Genomic DNA, 16,831 nt, shown 5'->3' on the forward strand with positions numbered 1-16,831 from the left:
CACTGGGATCTTTCGCGTCTCGGGATTTTCCCTGAGCCGCCGAAGGCACTCATAGCCATCCATAACCGGCATCATCACATCGAGCAGAATGAGGTCGGGCTGTGGATAGGTTGAGGCGATTTTTAACGCACGCTCGCCCGATGTCGCCACCTTGACCAAATATGATGGCTGCAATAACTCGCCAAGAACTTGGAGGTTCTCGGCAACGTCGTCGACGATAAGAACGACAGGACGCTCGCTTCTCATAACCATTTTAAGCTCAAAGAACCTGAAGTAGCTCACATGGTAATACTAAAGTGATTTTGCGACAACAACGGCCTCGCGCGTTTGCGCTGTGGTTGTCTGGACGTCCGGATTGGGTCATGTTGAGCCAGTTGGTCGGGGCGAGGCGGGAGACCGCTGTGCCCCCGGCAGCCGCCATCCAGCGTGAGCGTCCGCTATGCCGGGTCTGTGCCAGATCCAGTCAGTGGCGAAGAATCCTAGTTGCCGACGCAACCCATGGGAACACCGCCATTTTCCGAGAACATCATTTCTCTTCGCAGCCTATGCGGATGACGGGCTGGATAAATGGCGGCTATTTTCCCACCCCATCCGCGACCAGGTGCAGCCGAGCCAGGGCCGAGTCCAGTTCGGCGGCGATCTTGGCCCTCTGATCGGCGGCCTTGGTCTCACGTAAGCGCCGCAGTGCGCTTTCCGCCTCGTTCAATTCGCCGACGCCCCGGCTATCCTGGCGTGTGGCCAGTTGCAGCTTCACCGATTCCAACTCGGCGGATTTGGAGGATTCATAGGCCTTGTCGATGGGCGCAGGCTGGGCCAGCGCCATGACGACGGGAGCTAAGGCCAGCAACACCGCCACTGCGACCAGACGGACCAAAATGCGCATCATGTACCTCCAGGACTTAATGTTTAAGCATAACAGATCAGGCTCCCCATTCGCGGATCACCACGGCTGCTACAGAGCGAAGAACCCGGCCAACTAGGGAACGGCGCTCGCCATTCATCAGCACCTGGCCCCGCACAGGTGTAAAAATGTCCTCTCCGCCCACGGTCAAGCGAACACGATAGACCGCCAGGTCGGGCACGAGAGACTTATTGTCGAAACGCGCGGAGATCGCACCGCCATAAAGAACCGCCAGTTCCGGGTCGGCCAGAGATTTGACGGCGGTGCGGTCGATACCGATGACCGTGGCGGAGCGGGCCCCACCTGAGCCTTCGGGAATGAAGGTGGCTGATGCGCCAACCGCGATACGGGGCAGATCATCCTCGGCGACGTAAGCTTCGATCTGCGTGCCTGAGCGAAGGGCCATCATCGGCTCCCTGGGGCCGATCCACTGACCGAGCTGCACCACGGGCGACAGGTCGATGACGGTACCATCGATGGAAGCGGTCAGCATCAGGCGGGATTGATCGCGGGTGAGCGCGGTGCGCTCCGCCATGACCGATCCCAGTTCCTGGACAATGGCCTGGGCGCGACTGCGGAAGCTGTCGTCGAAGCCAACGGCCTCGATCTCATATTTCAGCACACCGATACGGCGCTCGATCTGCGCCAGACGTAGCGCCATGTCTGGATTGTCAAGGCGAGCCAGAACCGTTCCGATGGTGACCTTGTCCCCGGCTTTGACAACCAGTTCACCGATCACCCCTGGCAATGGGGCGTAAACCACCATGTGATCCTTGGCCTTGAGCAGCGCCGGAGCCGATACCCGGCTGCTCCATGGCACCACGGCCAACAGAACCAACCCGGAAAACAGGCCGAAGGTGATCCGGCTGCGCTTGGTCGTCCGAATTGCCCTCGCCTTCTCCCACCATTGATTGAACTCGACGAAGAATGGCCGGGCCACGAACCAGCCGATTTCGACGCAGAACAGCATCACCCCGACCACCTTGATAAAGAAGTGATAGACCAGCATGGCGATGCCGAGAAACAGCGTCAGGCGGTAGATCCATATCGCCCAAGCGAAGGCGATCACCCCGGCGTGGATACGGGGAGGAAAGCATTCGGGGATGGTTTCCCCAAGCCCGAATAGGACCTCGCGCAGATGCCAGCGGGCCAAGGCGAAGGCGCGATTGTGCAGGTTGGGCATGTCGAGCGCGTCCATGGCCAGGAAATAGCCGTCGAAGCGCATGAACGGCGAAAGGTTGATGGCAAGCGATGAAATCCAGGTTGTCGCCGCCAAGGTGAAGGCTAAGGACTTGGCCGTGCCGTCGGGGAGCAGCCCCCAGGCCAAGGTCGCCCAAGCCGCCAAAGCCAATTCGGACAGGATACCGGCTCCGCCGACCATCAGCCGCTGGCGGCGCGAGGTTAGCTTCCAGGCTTCGTTGACGTCAGTATACAGCACCGGCATCAGCACCAAGAAGGCCACTCCCATGGTGGGGACACGCAGTCCATAGGATTTGGCCGTCAGCGCATGGCTCAGCTCATGGACGATCTTGGCAAAGCCCAGGGCGATGCCAAACGAGGCCAGCCCCTCCATGGAGAAATGATCAACGAAGGTCGTGGTAAAGATGCCCCACTGTCGGCCGACCAGGAACAGGCCGACCACCAACGCCCCCAAGGTGATGAGGCGGAAGGAACGCCGCCCCATCCACTCCACGAAGGGAAGGATGGCGTCGAGCCATTGGTCGGGGCGCACCAGAGGCACCCGGAAGAACAGATAATGATGCAACGCCCAGGTCAGCCAACCGGTCTTGTGGGCGTCATGGATGGCCAACAGGCGCTCTACATCCCTCGACCCCGACGGCTTGAGCAACTGGCTGCGTGCCAGGAACTCAACCACGTCACTCACGTCGTCGGCCTCCAAGGCCAAGGTCGTTTCGGCGGATACGGAGAGAGCGATGGCTTCGGAGTGTCCCAGATGCCACCGCGACAGCACCTCGAAAACAGGCCAAGTCAGGCGGAAGAACTGGTTACGCAAAGGATCGTGCAACAGCCAGGTCGGCGCCCCGTCATGGCCGACCGGGCCGGAATGAAGCGCCAGTTCATCGCGCAGGGCCGGGAGAGCGGCGCCGGCCGACATGATCAGAAGCCCACATATTGGCGAATGGTCGCCAACGGCTTCCTGAACAGCCACCACACCAGCGGCACGGCATCACCGTCGATGCGAGCCGTTCCCTTGAGGCCCAGACGTGGCCTGTCGGCCGGATCAGCCAGACTGGCGCGGACCCGATGGACGATGGTGCTGTCGGGCCGGGCCGATGCCTCGTAGGCTATGCTGCGCACCGTGGCATGCACAGGCGACAACGGGGCGGTGTTGAGGAACATGGTCAGCCGTGCTCCCGCCGTAACCTCGCCCACATCGGCAACGGCCACCCAGGCATCGATCTCGGTATCCTTCTCGTCGGCCACCGCCATCACTTTCTCGCCCACCGCCACCGGCTTGCCGATCCAGTCGGTGGGATCATCGAACACCACCACACCGGCGCGAGGAGATTTGACGGAAATACGGGCCAGCTGACTTTCCAGCAGGCGAACATCGGCGGCCTTTTCCTCGGCCTTGCCGGCCAGGATCGCCACCTGCGCCTTGGCCTTGCCATCGAATACCATGGCCTGAGCAGCCTGACGGTATTCCGCCTCGGCGGTGGCCCATTGCTGACGGGCCACGTCCAGCCTGCCCGTCAACTGTGTGGCATCTAGTTCAAACAGGGGCTGGCCTTCGCTCACGCTGTCATTGGGCTGAACGGCGATATGGTCAACGACACCATCGAGCGGCGCACGAACAATGATGGGATGCGCTGGAACGGAATCGGCGGGGGCCAACACTGAGCCAGTCACCGGAAACAGCGCCACAGCCAGCGCGGCGATGGCACCGATGCGGGTGCGGCGGCCGTCCGCCGCCTTCAGGCGTTGGCTCAGGGTGGCGCGTGGCAAGAGCGCCAAGCGCGACACCCGTACCAGGGAGGCGAGATGGGCCAACAGGGCAATCTCCTGCTCGGCAAACGCCTCATCACGGGCATAGAGCAGCGTCTCGCCGTCCATGGGCAGGCCCAGGGCATGGACAGGCAGCCAGTCACTCCATTGCTCGGTCAGGCCGGCGGGTAAGGCGGCAGCCGTCAGGGCGGTGGGAATACTCAGATTGGACAGATGACGAAAGACCTGGCCCAGCCACAGCAAATAGGGGCTGCCGCTTTCCACCGTCGCCGCTCCCGACACGGCGATCACTCCGTCGGCCCTTCCCCACAAGGCCGCTTGCCGGTAAGGAATCAGGGTGTGAGCAAGATTGACAGCCAGGAAGGCCACCTCGATAGGCCGCTTGGCGGCGAGGATACGTTGTTGTAGATCGAGGAGAGAGAGAAAATCCTCGTTCATGGCGGGGGAGTAAGCAGCACCTTGCCGCTCATGCCCGCAGACAGCTCCGGGAACCGCCCGCCGATGGTGCCCATCATCCTCACCGTTTGGCTGACTGGATCAATGCGGGCACCTGCTCGGACCAGCTTGACCGGATAGGTCCTGGTTGTCTCGTCGATCACCACCTGGAAGGCGTACCCTGGCTTCAGCCAAATCAGCCATTTGCTGGGCACCACGAAATCAACCTCCAGTTCGGTGTCGTCCAGGATGTCCAGCAGGGCTTGCCCCGGCTGGACAAATTGCTGGGAACGGGCCTTCTGCTCCACCACGCGCCCATCAAATGGAGCGGGGACCTGACACTTGGCGACCACGGCAGCTCCAGCCGAATCCTTGGCGCGGGCCTTATCGACTTCGGCCTGGGCGAGGTCGTATTCCAACTTGCCGATGGTCTGAAGCTCCAGCAGCCGCTTATTGACCGCCACGGTCTTTTCCGCAGCGCTTAAGGTCGCGCGGGCTTCGGTCAGTTGCGCCCGCTGCACCGAGCAATCGAAGGCGATCAGCGTTTGTCCTTTGGTAAATCGCTCGCCTTCACGCACCGCGATCTTTTCCACCTTGGCGCCGATCTCCGCGGCTAGGGTGGTATAATCGCGCGGCGTCAGCTGGGCACGGATGTCACCCTGCGGGGCCTGAGCCCAGGCGGCACCTGGCAGGGTGACCGCCAGGACAAGGAGGAAACGTCGCAGCATCATCTTCTCCAGCCTAGGCGGCGTGTCCGCTCGGCGTCGCGGCCCGGAACAGAGCCATCTGCTTAGCGATGCGGCCCTGATGGCCGCTGTCGCGCAGTTGCTGGGTTAGCGAGGGCTTGCCCACGGGCTTCAGCAGGCCTTGGCGACCACCGCCAGGGGCGGCGCCGCCCTGAGGTTGGCCGTCACTACTGGGAGCGACTTGCCCCTGCCCGGCTTCGCCCACCTTGATGCTGAAGGTCTGCACCGCTTCACGTCCCTCGGCGTCCCGGGCTACCACCTTGACCGTCACCTCGCCCCGGAAGCCGGGCGGCGGAGTTCCTTCGAAGGTGCCGTTTTGGGGATTGAAGCTCATCCATCCCGGAAGAGCGGCGCCGTTGACCTGTTGCGCGCTCAGGGTCACCGTTGCGTCGGCCTTGGTATGGGCGAAGGACTCGGCGGAAATCTGCACCGAAATCCGGCTGCCCGCATCCACGGCAGCGTCCCGGATCGGCGCGGCGACAACCAGAGCGTCGCCACTTCCAGTTCCCCGAGCCGCCACGGCCACCTGGAAGGCACTGGGGGCGGATACCGTTCTGGCATCCGGCACCACCGGTACACCAGCTGTCGCTGCGCGGGCCGCCGCCGAGACACCGGCGCCGGAAGTCGCCCCACCAGATTCACCGCTGCCGCTCGCGCCCGCCGCAGTGCCCGAACCCGCACCGACATTAGCAGTCCCTGCGCTTGTCGCGGTTCCCCCTGCAACGCCCACACCGGTTCCACCGGTCCTGGTACCGCCATTCTCGCCACCGGTGCCGCCAGTGGTCGTGCCACCGGTTCCATTTCCAGTCCCGCCAGGGCCACCGGCGAAGCCGACGCCCGTGCCACCAGCTGTGGCACCGCCCGAGGTTCCGACACCGCCATTCTCACCACCGGTCCCGCCAGTGGTCGTGCCGCCGGTTCCAGTTCCGGTCCCGCCAGTGCCACCGGCGAAGCCGACGCCCGAGCCGCCAGCCGTTGCTCCCCCGCCCAAGCCCACACCGCCAGATGTTCCGCCCGTTCCAGTTCCAGTCCCACCCGTGGACGGGCCGAAGCTGAATCCTCCGGCCGAGGCACCGCCGCTGAAGCCTACACCGCCAGATGTTCCGCCCGCTCCACTTCCGGTCCCACCCGTGGATGGACCAAAGCTGAAACCGCCAGCCGTGGCACCGCCGCTGAAGCCCACGCCGCCAGACGTGCCTCCCCACCCCGATCCGCCGCCCTCATTGGGCAAACCAAAGCCGCCACCAGAGGATGTTCCTGTCCCAGTTCCCGCGCCGGTACCGGTTCCGGGGGTGACTCCGCCACCACCCAAGGCTGCGCCGCCGTTCAGGCCGATGCCTCCAGAGGTCGACGGCGGCGGCGAGGCATGGGGCGGGGCGTCGAAACTGAACGTCGCCGTCTGCGAGGTCGTGCCTCCGTGGTCGTCACTGGCGGTAATGGTAGCCGTATAGGTACCTGTCCCGGAGGGAGTGCCTGAAATGGCGCCGGTGGTCGGATTGATGGTCAGACCCGGCGGTAGATTGGTAGCGGTATAGGTAAATGGATCGCTGTCGCCATCGGTGAAGGTGCCGGGCGGCAGGGGATAGTTGAAATTAACACCCTGCACCCCCTTGGGCGCGCTGGGCACCGGCCCATTCTGTGGCGTCGTGTTGGCGCGCAGAGTCAGAACCTTGTCAAAGCTGTTGCCGCCGATATCGGTGGTGCGGACCCGGACGGAATAGCTGCTCCCAGGGGTCAGGGTCTGGTTATTCACCGACAGGGAGTTCCCCGAAATCGAAAACTTGGCGTTGTCGGTGCTGCCCGCCCCGGCCACCAGGGCGTAGGTGAAGGTGGAATTGGACGACAGATCGGTGGTGGAGAAGGTGCCGATGGTGGCGTTGGCGTTCCCCGCCTGGTTGATGTCGGTGGTGGATAGGGCAAGGTTCGACGGCGCATTGGCGTCGATGCGCCCGGTGGTCGTCACCATGGCGGTGGTGTAGGCCGCACTGGAATTTCCGGCGCGATCCACCAGAACCAAATTGACCGGGATCTGCCCGCCACTGGCCGCCACATCGCCGCCGCCATCGGCGACGGTAAAGGTGGCGCTCAGATGGGTGGCGTCCACAACGCTCAGGCTTCCCAAGGTGAAGCCGTCGACGGTCTTCGCCGTGCCCAGGCTATAGTAGCTGTCATTACCGCTGTCAGCGGCCAGGGTGATGGTGGCGGTGATGACGTCGCCTACCTTGTTGGTGGCGTTGGGGATGCTGATCGACGAGATCACCGGCAGGGTATGATCGACGGTATAGGCCTGGCCGCTGAAGCCGCCGGTGACAGCCTTGCCATAGGCGATATCGGTGATACCGGTCCCGGCATTATTGAGGTTCAGCGCCAGATCGCCGTCGCCGGTGATTCCGGTAACGGTGACGGTGTAGGTCTTGTGGTCGCCACTGTCGGTCACGCTGGCGATGGTGCCAGCGGCGGTGGTGGCGGACGTGACCGCGCCTGTGGCCGTTCCCGATGTGGTGGCCAGCGCGAAATCAGAGGTATCGACCCCGGCGACCGCCGCGTTGAAGGTCACCGTCCAGTCACGGCTGGTGGCGTTGGTGTAGGCGGTGGCTCCGGCGGCCCGGTCGAGGGATGAAACGCTGGGGCCGTTATAGACGTCGATCCGGACCGTATCGGTGGTGGTGCTGTGGCCGTCCGAGGCGGTGACTTTGAAATAGGACGCCCCCGCATCCGATGCAGCCGAGGTGCCGGAAAAGGTCCGGGTTCCGGCGGTAAAGCTCAGCCATCCCGGCAAGGCTCCGCCATTGACCAGCGTCCCGGACGAATCGACCCGCTGGACGCTATAGGTCAGGGCATCGGCATCGGCGTCATGGAAGGTGCCGGACGGAACCTGATAGGTAAAGGCGACGCCGGTCACTGAGGTCTGAGTGGATTGGGCGGCGCTGACCACCGGAGCGCGGTTGAGGGTGACGGTGGAATAACCCGCAGAAGTCAGATCGCCACCGGAACCCTGGCCACCGCTGTTGCCGTCATGGAAGGTCCAGTCCAACTGCGCCGTCTGAGCACCATCGGCCGAGGGCGGGCTGGTGCGTGAATAGGTGATGTGGTCGAGCACGTCGTTGACCAGGACGGTGGTCGGCTTGGTGCCGTTGTCGGCGAAGGTCAGCGTGAAAGTGCCGCCGGTCTCGGAGAAGGTGGCGATGACGTGGCCGCCTGCCGAAACATTACCGCCGCTGACTGTATAGCCCGAGCCGTTGGCCACCGAGATCACGTCGTTGGCATCCGCCCCGGCATGGTTGACAATGCTGACCGAGGCCCCGGCGTAATTGCCGCTGCCGCCATTGGCGGCGTCCAGTTCCACATCGGCGATGGTCGCTCCGGAATCCAGGGTGGCGGCTCCGACGCCCTGGTACCAGGACACCGCGTTGGTCATGCCCGACAGGCTCGGCGCCTCGTTGATGGCGGCGATGGTGACGGTCTGGTCGGCGGCTGTGGCGAGGTTCCATTTGTCGGTGGCGACGAAATGCACCGTCCGGCTCGACGTGCCGGGAGCGTGGGTATTGTCGTCGTACAAGATCGCCTGGGCCAAGCCACTAACCAGGGTATTGGTGGCGCTGGCGTTGAAGGTGATGGTCCAGGTGGACGAACCGGTCACCTGGGTAGCGCTGGCGGTGCCGATGGCGGTGTTGGCACTGCCGTCCCAATACTTGATGGCATTGCTGCTGGCGGCATCGACCCAGTACCCCGCCGATCCCGGCTGGCTGGTGGCCAGATACAGTTTGTCGGTGGCATCGGCATTGGCGCTGATATTCACCGCGAGCGTCCCGCCATTCCATTCGGTATTGCCGTCGGCATCGGCAATGCTGATGGCGGGAGCAACTGCGGTCGGGGTGCGTTCGGTGTAGGCGGTGGTGCCGCCCGCCGTCACCGTGGGCGCATTGTCCACCAGGGCACTGAAGCTCTTGGTCGCCGTGGCGGTGCCGTCGCTGACCTGAACGGTGAACGTCTCGGTGCCGACGAATGAGGCGTTGGGGGTATAGGTGACGGCACCTGTGGGCGAGATTGTGCCAGCGCCCGAAGTGCCGGTGGCGGAGGTGAAAAGCAAACTGCCGCCATTGTTGGGCGCAACGCTTTGCGACCACGTCTCGGTCTGGCTGGAGTCCGAATCGGTAATGCCGAGATACGAGGTGATGTCGTGCGCTGTGGCACCAGGTGCAAACGTCAGATTGGTGGTGCCGCTGCTAACAAAGGCAGGTGTAACGTTGGGGTTGTAACCAAAGCTTTCCTGATCTGAAAGGCCGGTCAGAGGTATTCCAGTGCCACTGGCATACAAATAGAATGAGACGTATTTCGTGCCTGCTCCGCCAGTGGGAGCACCGCCAAGGTCTGCCCATGTGACGCCCCAGTCATGCCCAGTGAAGTCACCCCATCCGCTGTTAAAGTGTGTGATAAGAGTGTATTCAGTTTGAGATCCCCACTGCCCCTTTATCGTGAACGGCCCATCCGTATTTGTAGATGAATTATAGATATTGAATGTGAATTTTAGACCGGTTGCGGTTTGCGATACATTCCAAATACTATAAATCGTTAAGGTCCCGTTGCCAACCGAGAGGAGATCATGCGCGTACTGATACACTCCGTCACTCAGTGTCCCTGTGAGATACTTATTAGAGCTACTCACGTATTCGAGAGTCCAATTCCCATTGTTGCCGGTGGTGTCGGTAGAGGCCGCCACGTCCGCTCCAGTCGCCGCCGCAAGGTCCGTGGCAAATTGCCGTCCATCATCTCCCTTGGCCACATCGCAGCCATAGAGTAACAAACCACCATCGGCATTGAGGGAATGTCCAACCTGGTCCAGTTCCGCTTGGACCACGGCATCACCCAGGGATGAGTCATTGACGGTGCTAGTCCCAATTCTCACAGCGGCTTCAGCGCCGTGCGACAAGATGGAAATGCTGTCGTAGCCAGCATGGGTCTGCGCCCACTTTGCCATCTGTGCCAAGCCATCTTGGCTGCCGTCGATTAGTTCGATCTCGACGCCCGGATTTACGGCAGCCATCAATGTGCGGTAGTCGGCAACGCTGGTGTCGATAAACACCACCTCGGTCTTGCCGCCGTTCAACGAGGGATCAGCAGGCTGCACCTGAATGGCACCGGTAGAGGTATCAAGCGTCCAATGACCGTCGGCGCCGCTGGGATCGGTGGTGTCACTGAACGCGCCCACCGTCGCGCCCGTAGCGATGCCCATATCCTTCACCAGAAGCTGTCCGTCGAGGCCTTGCCCGACGCTATTGGCCTCGATCAGCAGTTCACCGCTCGACTTCAGCGCCGCGCCGATTTCAGCCATCTCCGCCTGGGTGGCGGCGCCCGACAGGCTGGCATCGGCAATGGTGTCGGTACCGAGTTGCAGCGACGCCTCGGAGCCGCGCCCGATCACCGTGATGGAATCATAGCCGGTATTGGCTTCCGCCCATTTCGCCATCTGCGCCAAGCCGCTCTGGCCGCCGTCGATCTCGACGATTCCTACGCCGTCCTTCACCGCCGCCTCCAGCGCTTGATAATTGGCAAGCGCGGTGTCGACGAACACCACCTCCTTCTTGCCGCTATCCTTGGACGGGTCGGCAGTGCGGACCACGGCGGGAGCGGTAACATCGGGAATCAACGCCTTGGCGGCCGCATCGGCAGCGGCATGGGCGGCATCCACCACGGCGGCGCCGTCGAACATCATGCGCGGTTCCAGGGCAAGAATACCTGCCGCCAGATTGATTCGCGAATTCTTGCGCTTGATGTGGCTCATGACTGTGTTCCTCGATTCTTAACCGGCATCCAGGTGGTTCGCCGTTATTCGGACAGCCACCCACGGGATCAATCATCGCGCTTACCGCACTGATGCGAGATCTTCCGGCCTAGCGGCTTGATCCTTCCCGAGACCGTCCTTCAGAAAGCGAAACGCCTTGTCGAAAATGCCTGGGCGCTGATCACGCGCATCTTCCAGCGTCGAGGGCGGCGAGAGCTTGATGGCATCCTGGGGGGCGCTCGCGGGAGGAGCGGCAACCGCCTGGGGCTGCTTCAGTCCATCCTGGAAAAAGCGGACCACGCCGGACAACAGATCGGGCGTGTCCTTGGCGGGTGCAACGGCCTCGATAGCCGAAGGCGGCGGCGCAACGGGCGTCTCCTCTGCCACCATTGGGGCAGCCATCTCGCCCTTGCCCCATTGCTCCAACCGCAGCGCGATAATGGTGCTGAGGCCGTTGAGATCGGAGACCTTGATGCTGTCAGGCAGTAGATCATCGCCCAGCGTGGCCTGCATCTTGGCGTAGGCCTGCTCCACCTGGGCGTAGGTCTGGAAGCGCCGCAATTGCGAGGCGATGGCCGAGGCATGACCGGCCACGCGCTCCAGAATACCACTGGCGTCATTGGCCGCCTTGGCATCCGACAACTCTGCCAGCCGCCTGTCCACCTTCCACAGATCGTCCGACTGCGTGAACTGGCTGCTGGCATTGCGGAATTGCCGCTCCGAGACATGGACCTGAGCCAGAACCGCCATGCGCAACGCCAGACGCCGGGCCTTGGCGGTCTCTTCGTTGGCGTCGGCGTATTTCAACGCATCATGGCCCGAAATCACGTTCATCAGGTTCCACGACAGCTTGGCCCCGGCCTCGTACCAGTGGTTGTCCATCAGGAAGCTGTTGTAGTCGTAATTGCGGCTGGCGGAGAAGGTGACGCCGGGCAGCATGCGGATAATGGCCTTCTTGGTGTCATCCAGGGCGATACGGGTCAGGTAGCCCTGCTCACGCAGATCGGGATTGTTGACGAAGGCCGTCTCTTCCATGCGCTCCAAGCCCATCTGCCAGTCGGGCAGCTTCATATCGGTTGGAACATCCAGGACCAGATTGGTTCCCGGCGGCACGTTGATCAGTGCCGCCAGTTCAATGCGGGCGGTGGACAATTCCTGCTGGATCGCGGTCAGCTGACGGAGCGTTTCCAGCAAGGATTTCTGGTAGCGCAGGCTTTCGACCGGGGCTTTGAGGTTCTCCCGCTCCACCAGACGGGCCTTGTCCAGCGCTACCTTAGCCTCGGCCACCGCCGCATCGACCTCGCCGTTGAGGGTTTGGTAGGCGGCGGCACGCCAGAAGGCGAAGCGCACCTCGGAGATCAGGTTGTGGACGGCCTTGCGTCGGCGCTCGGTCGCCACCAGGGCGCGGTCGGCGTTGGACTTGGCCGTATAATAGGTCAGGCCGAAATCCAGGACGTTCCACGACATGGTCAGATCGGCGGTCTTGGCGACGCGATCGGCGGAATAGCTGGGATTGGAGGTCGAGGTCGTCTGAGTGTAGAGATCACGCGACCTAGTGGAATTGGGTTCGGAGCGCTCGTTGTAGCCGGCATTGGCGGTCAGTTTAGGCAGCAGGTCCCAGCGGTCCACATCGGTCTGGCCGAGGGCCAGCGCCTCCTCCATCATCTTGGAGCGCTTGTCCAGGTTGTAGCGCACCGCGCGGGCAATGGCGTCCGATACCGTCAACGACTTGGTCAGGAGCTCGCCGCCCTTGAACATGTCAGCGAGATCCTCCCTGGCATGGGTGGCCAACTCATCCTTGGTGAACGGTTCGGGCGTCACTGCGCAGGCGGCCAGTAGGGCGGCCAGAGAGACGGAGGCCAGCAGACTGCCGACTCTGAAAGCAGAAAAATTCATAGCGTGGCTCTCCCGCGCACGACAAGGCATAATTCGTTCGTATTGTGTACGCCATTCGGAAGGGGCAACTCGACCCGTTCGTTCTACGAGAAACGCCCAAATTTCAACGAGATCAGGCAATGCCCAGCAAGTCTGTTTATCTTCAGATGGACGTATGGCACGAGTAGTGACCTATTGTGGCGAATTGGTATGGCAGGCCCAAAAAAGGCACCCGTCAGGATGAAACCCGGATACGACAGCATCGTTCTGAATTGGCTGATCGACCCCCAGCAAAGCTGGACGGAAATTCGCGCCGTTGATCGAGATATAGAATGCAGACAGGCCCCCATGCCCCTTGAATTGGGCGTGGGCTGGATATCCAAATACGATCTGCCCATGGGAATGTCAGTCTTGCGCGCTGACTATCGCTTCAACTCTTCGGCCACTGGAAAACTGGTGCAGACCGCAAGGCTGGAAGCCTCTTTGCCCGTAGAAACGCTGATGCTGCATACGCTGAGTCATGGCCGCAGCATCCAAGACGATCACATCTTGAAAGAAACTTTCAGCTATGGCGTTGGATTTGACCTGTTTCGCTACGCCCAAGAAGTAGCCGTGACCCCAGCCGTTGACTGCACCTTTAACTGCCTCGCCACGGTCCTGGCGGTGGGACGGCCCGCCTTGGCCAACCTTCTGGGAGCGACGGTCGCCGATAGAACCTTGGTCGCCCTGGGGTTGGAGGTAGCCCCCACTGTGGTGGTTCGGGCCATGCCCCCAAGCATCTCATCGATTTTGCAGAAAGCCATTCCAAACAACATGACGGGCTTAATGCGCACCCTGTTCATCCAGGCTCGGGTCCTTGATTACCTGACCGCGTTGATTGATCATTTGGGCACCAATGAGAGTGATGCCCCGCCTGTCAAAGTCGCAACCCAACGGGCTAAAGACCTGCACGAATATCTAGTCAACACCTGCGGAAAGCTGCCAACGCTGGAATTGCTCGCAGCCCAGTTCAATGTATCGGTTCGCACCTTGAACAATGACTTCCGAGCCGAATATGGGCAGCCCATCCATGCGTTCGTCGCCGAACATCGCTTGTCAGAAGCCCACGTCGCGATAGAAAGAAGCGATATTCCCCTTAAGACCTTGGCCGAGCGCCTTGGATATTCCCACGTCAATCATTTCCTCGCGGCATTTCGCAGGAAGTTCGGATATCCACCCGGAAACTTAAGAAAAAGGCAGCCGCGTGAACCGTAACATGGTCAAAGACGGCCTAAGCCCCCACGCTGGTGTGGCGACACTCGCCCAATAATATCGCTGTTTATTCCGACATCCGCTTTCATATCGGCATCTCCCACGACGCACATGGCAACACCAGCCACCTAGTAACGCGTTACTAAGCGCCCAAGATAAAAGTAACGCCGTTGCCATTCGAAAAAGGGCTGACAGTTGACTCATCAGCGGAGACGGCTCTGTGCCCCGGCTCGAATAGCCACCAGCATGGCACCTGTCCGCTTTACCCCCCCGACAACCGTCACTCGGCTGGAACGTGCGCTACGGCCCAGATGTGCCATAAACAGTCAGATGCGCTTGTGCTGTTTCGCAGCCGATAGGGGCAGCAGCCCCGCGTGGTATAAAACGGGGCAAATAGAGGTCTACCTTTTCAGGCTGGTGTTGTTGGCTTCCAAGCGTAACCGGATCAAGGCGGATTCCAGTTCGGCGGCGATCTTGCGACGCTGGTCTGGGGCCTTGGTCTCCCTGAGATGGCGTAATGCGCTTTCGGCCTCGTTCAACTCGGCCAACGCGGTGGGGCTGGAACTGGTGGCCAGTTGCAGCTTTACAGATTCCAATTCCGCCGACTTGGATGATTCATAGGCCTTGTCGATGGGCGCAGGCTGGGCCAGCGCCACCGCCGACGATGACAGCACCGCCACGGCGAACATGGCCACCACGGTCTGCCGGATTTCCATGTCATCGTCCTCCATCAATTCAACCGTATCGGTCTTTGCACCATCCAACGTCAGGCACCCCATTCGCGGACCAGAACCACGAGGGCGGAGCGGACGGCGCGACCGATCATGCTCTGGCCCTGCCCACTGATGATAGCATGTCCAATCAACTTTATATCGGGCGCCGGGCCGTTAAGACGGATGGTGACGCGGAAGAATCCGCCCTGGGGCACCAGAGCCTGGCCGGCGGCACGCACCGGTATGTCGCCGCCATGGAGCGAGGTCAGGGCCGGATCGGTCAGCACCTTGACTGGATTGCGGTCGATGGATAGCACCTTGCCCGCCATACCGGCATGGTCGAGGCCGTGGGGGAGGAAGCGGGCGTCATCACCTTCCTTGATCCGTTCCAGATCATCCTCGGCCACATAGGCTGTGGCGATGGCGGCGCCGTCGGCGCGGATCAGGCCCAACTGCTGCTTCGGTGACAGCCAGGCGCCGGGCTTCAGGTCCGGCAGCGGATCGAGGAACAGACCGGCATGGGGGGCGATGATGGTCAGCCGTTCGGCCTCGGCATCCAGCGCCGCCTTCTCTGAGCCGAGCCGCGATAATTCCTCGGTCAAGGCCGAGAGGCGCTCACGGCCGAACGGATCGAGCTTGACCGCCTCCAACTCGGCCGCCTTGCCCTCCAGCCGGGCAGCGGTGATGGCGCGCCTTGCGTCGATGTCGGGAGCGATGAAGGTCAGTAGCTTGGTTCCAGCCACCACATGCTGGCCGCGCTCGACCAGCACCTGCTCCAGTCGGGCTGGTGCCGGCAGGAAGAGCGGTGCCACGATCTCGGCAGTAACCGAGGCCGGAGCCTCGACCCGCGTGCGCCAGGGAATGATCGCTACCAGCAGGGCAAGGCCGAGGCCGATCAGCGGACGCCTCCACCGGGTGCCTTTGAGGATGTCACCTCGGCGCTTGCCCCATTGCTTCACCTCATTCCAGATGGGCAGGCACACAAACCAACCGATCTCGACGCAGAACAGCAGCACGCCCACCGCCTTGATGAAGAAGTGGTAGACCAAGGCGGCGATGCCGAGGAACAGCACCAGCCGGTAGATCCAGACGGCGAAGGCGAAGGCCACCATGGCCCGGCGTCGATGGACATCCATGGCTTCGGGGGCAGGTTCGCCCAGATCGAACAGCACTTCGCGCAACCACCACCGCGCCATGGCGAAGGCCCTGGGGTGGAGGTTGGGGAGTTCCAGGGCGTCCATGGCCAGGAAATAGCCGTCGAAGCGCATGAACGGCGACATATTGATGGCCAGCGAAGACACCCAGGTGAAGGCGGCCAACACGAAGACGCCCTGGCGCAACGCCCCCTCAGGCAGGAAGGCCCACAACAGGGTCGCCCAGGCCGCCACCGCCAATTCGGCCATGATCCCCGCCGCACCGACCAGCAGCCTTTGATGCCGCGAGGCCAGGGTCCAGGTCTCATTGACATCGGTATAGAGCACCGGCCACATCACCAGGAAGGCCGCTCCCATGGTGGGAACCCGACAGCCGAACCGCTTGGCGGTGAGGCCGTGGGCCAGTTCATGCACCACCTTCACCAGCGACAGAGCGATGCCATAGCTGACCATGCCGCTGACCGAGAGGGTATCAACCAGGGTGGTGGTGAAGACATCCCATTGCCGAGCGACCAGCACCAAACCCAGCAACAGCGCGCCCAAGGTGGTCCAACGGAACCAGACACTGCCCAGCCACGCCACCAGCGGCAGCAGCTTGCCCAGGAACCGATCCGGCCGCACCAGGGGGATGCGGAAGAACAGGTAATGATGGAGCAGCCAGTTGAACACCGAGTGCTTCTCGGCCGCCGCCTGCTCGGCCAGCCGGGCAGTGTCGGCATGGCTGTTGGCCTGGGTAAGCTGGTTGCCGTACAGGAACTTGGCGACGTCCATCACCTCGTCATCAGTCATGTCGATGGTGGTCTCGGCCCGCACCGCCTCGGCCACCTCACCCGCCGTGCCACCCCAACGGGATAGGGCCTCGAAGGCGGCCCAGCCGATGCGGAAATATCGGTTTCTCACCGGATCCCGGATGGTCCAGGTGGGCGAGCCGTCGAGGGAGGCCGGGCCGGGATGCAGCGACAGCTCATCACGCAAACCCGGCAATGGCATGGTGGCGGCGTCCATCG

The 16,831-nt window shown here is 62.3% G+C and carries 10 protein-coding genes; 1 reads left to right on the forward strand and 9 read right to left on the reverse strand.

Annotated features, from left to right (window positions below; genetic code table 11):
* From CCC_RS06825 to CCC_RS06855, 7 genes are all read right to left on the reverse strand, one after another.
* On the reverse strand, positions 1 to 282 hold a 282-nt coding region (locus tag CCC_RS06825), incomplete at its 3' end, for a response regulator (RefSeq protein WP_236686324.1).
* A gap of 292 nt (positions 283 to 574) precedes the next feature.
* Positions 575 to 886 (reverse strand): hypothetical protein, encoded by a 312-nt coding sequence (locus CCC_RS06830; protein WP_041040155.1) that lies wholly within the window; start codon positions 884 to 886, stop codon positions 575 to 577.
* A 34-nt stretch (positions 887 to 920) separates the two neighbouring features.
* Positions 921 to 3,017 (reverse strand): HlyD family efflux transporter periplasmic adaptor subunit, encoded by a 2,097-nt coding sequence (locus tag CCC_RS06835; protein ID WP_009867870.1) that lies wholly within the window; start codon positions 3,015 to 3,017, stop codon positions 921 to 923.
* Between the two features lie 2 nt (positions 3,018 to 3,019).
* Entirely contained in the window at positions 3,020 to 4,306 is a 1,287-nt protein-coding gene (locus tag CCC_RS06840; protein WP_009867868.1) for an efflux RND transporter periplasmic adaptor subunit, read from the reverse strand.
* The gene (locus tag CCC_RS06845; RefSeq protein ID WP_009867866.1) at positions 4,303 to 5,034 is read right to left on the reverse strand and encodes an efflux RND transporter periplasmic adaptor subunit; all 732 of its coding nucleotides are present in this window, start codon (positions 5,032 to 5,034) and stop codon (positions 4,303 to 4,305) included. Before CCC_RS06845 ends, CCC_RS06840 begins: the two co-directional genes overlap by 4 nt.
* Positions 5,035 to 5,044: 10 nt before the next feature.
* Complete coding sequence (locus CCC_RS22925; RefSeq protein ID WP_041040491.1) at positions 5,045 to 10,831, reverse strand: DUF4347 domain-containing protein; 5,787 nt, start codon at positions 10,829 to 10,831, stop codon at positions 5,045 to 5,047.
* A gap of 81 nt (positions 10,832 to 10,912) precedes the next feature.
* The gene (locus CCC_RS06855) at positions 10,913 to 12,727 is read right to left on the reverse strand and encodes a TolC family protein (protein ID WP_236686325.1); all 1,815 of its coding nucleotides are present in this window, start codon (positions 12,725 to 12,727) and stop codon (positions 10,913 to 10,915) included.
* 219 nt (positions 12,728 to 12,946) lie between these two features.
* Between CCC_RS06855 and CCC_RS06860 the strand changes: the two genes are divergently transcribed.
* On the forward strand, positions 12,947 to 13,960 hold the full coding sequence (locus CCC_RS06860; RefSeq protein WP_041040493.1) for a helix-turn-helix domain-containing protein: 1,014 nt from the start codon (positions 12,947 to 12,949) through the stop codon (positions 13,958 to 13,960).
* Positions 13,961 to 14,358: 398 nt separating this feature from the next.
* Here the strand turns inward: CCC_RS06860 and CCC_RS06865 are convergent, their stop codons facing one another.
* Entirely contained in the window at positions 14,359 to 14,673 is a 315-nt protein-coding gene (locus CCC_RS06865; protein WP_152619721.1) for a hypothetical protein, read from the reverse strand.
* Between the two features lie 50 nt (positions 14,674 to 14,723).
* Entirely contained in the window at positions 14,724 to 16,829 is a 2,106-nt protein-coding gene (locus CCC_RS06870; protein ID WP_009868107.1) for a site-2 protease family protein, read from the reverse strand.
* Positions 16,830 to 16,831 lie beyond the last annotated feature (2 nt).

The organism is Paramagnetospirillum magnetotacticum MS-1 (genome assembly GCF_000829825.1).
In the GTDB taxonomy this organism is placed as follows: domain Bacteria; phylum Pseudomonadota; class Alphaproteobacteria; order Rhodospirillales; family Magnetospirillaceae; genus Phaeospirillum; species Phaeospirillum magnetotacticum.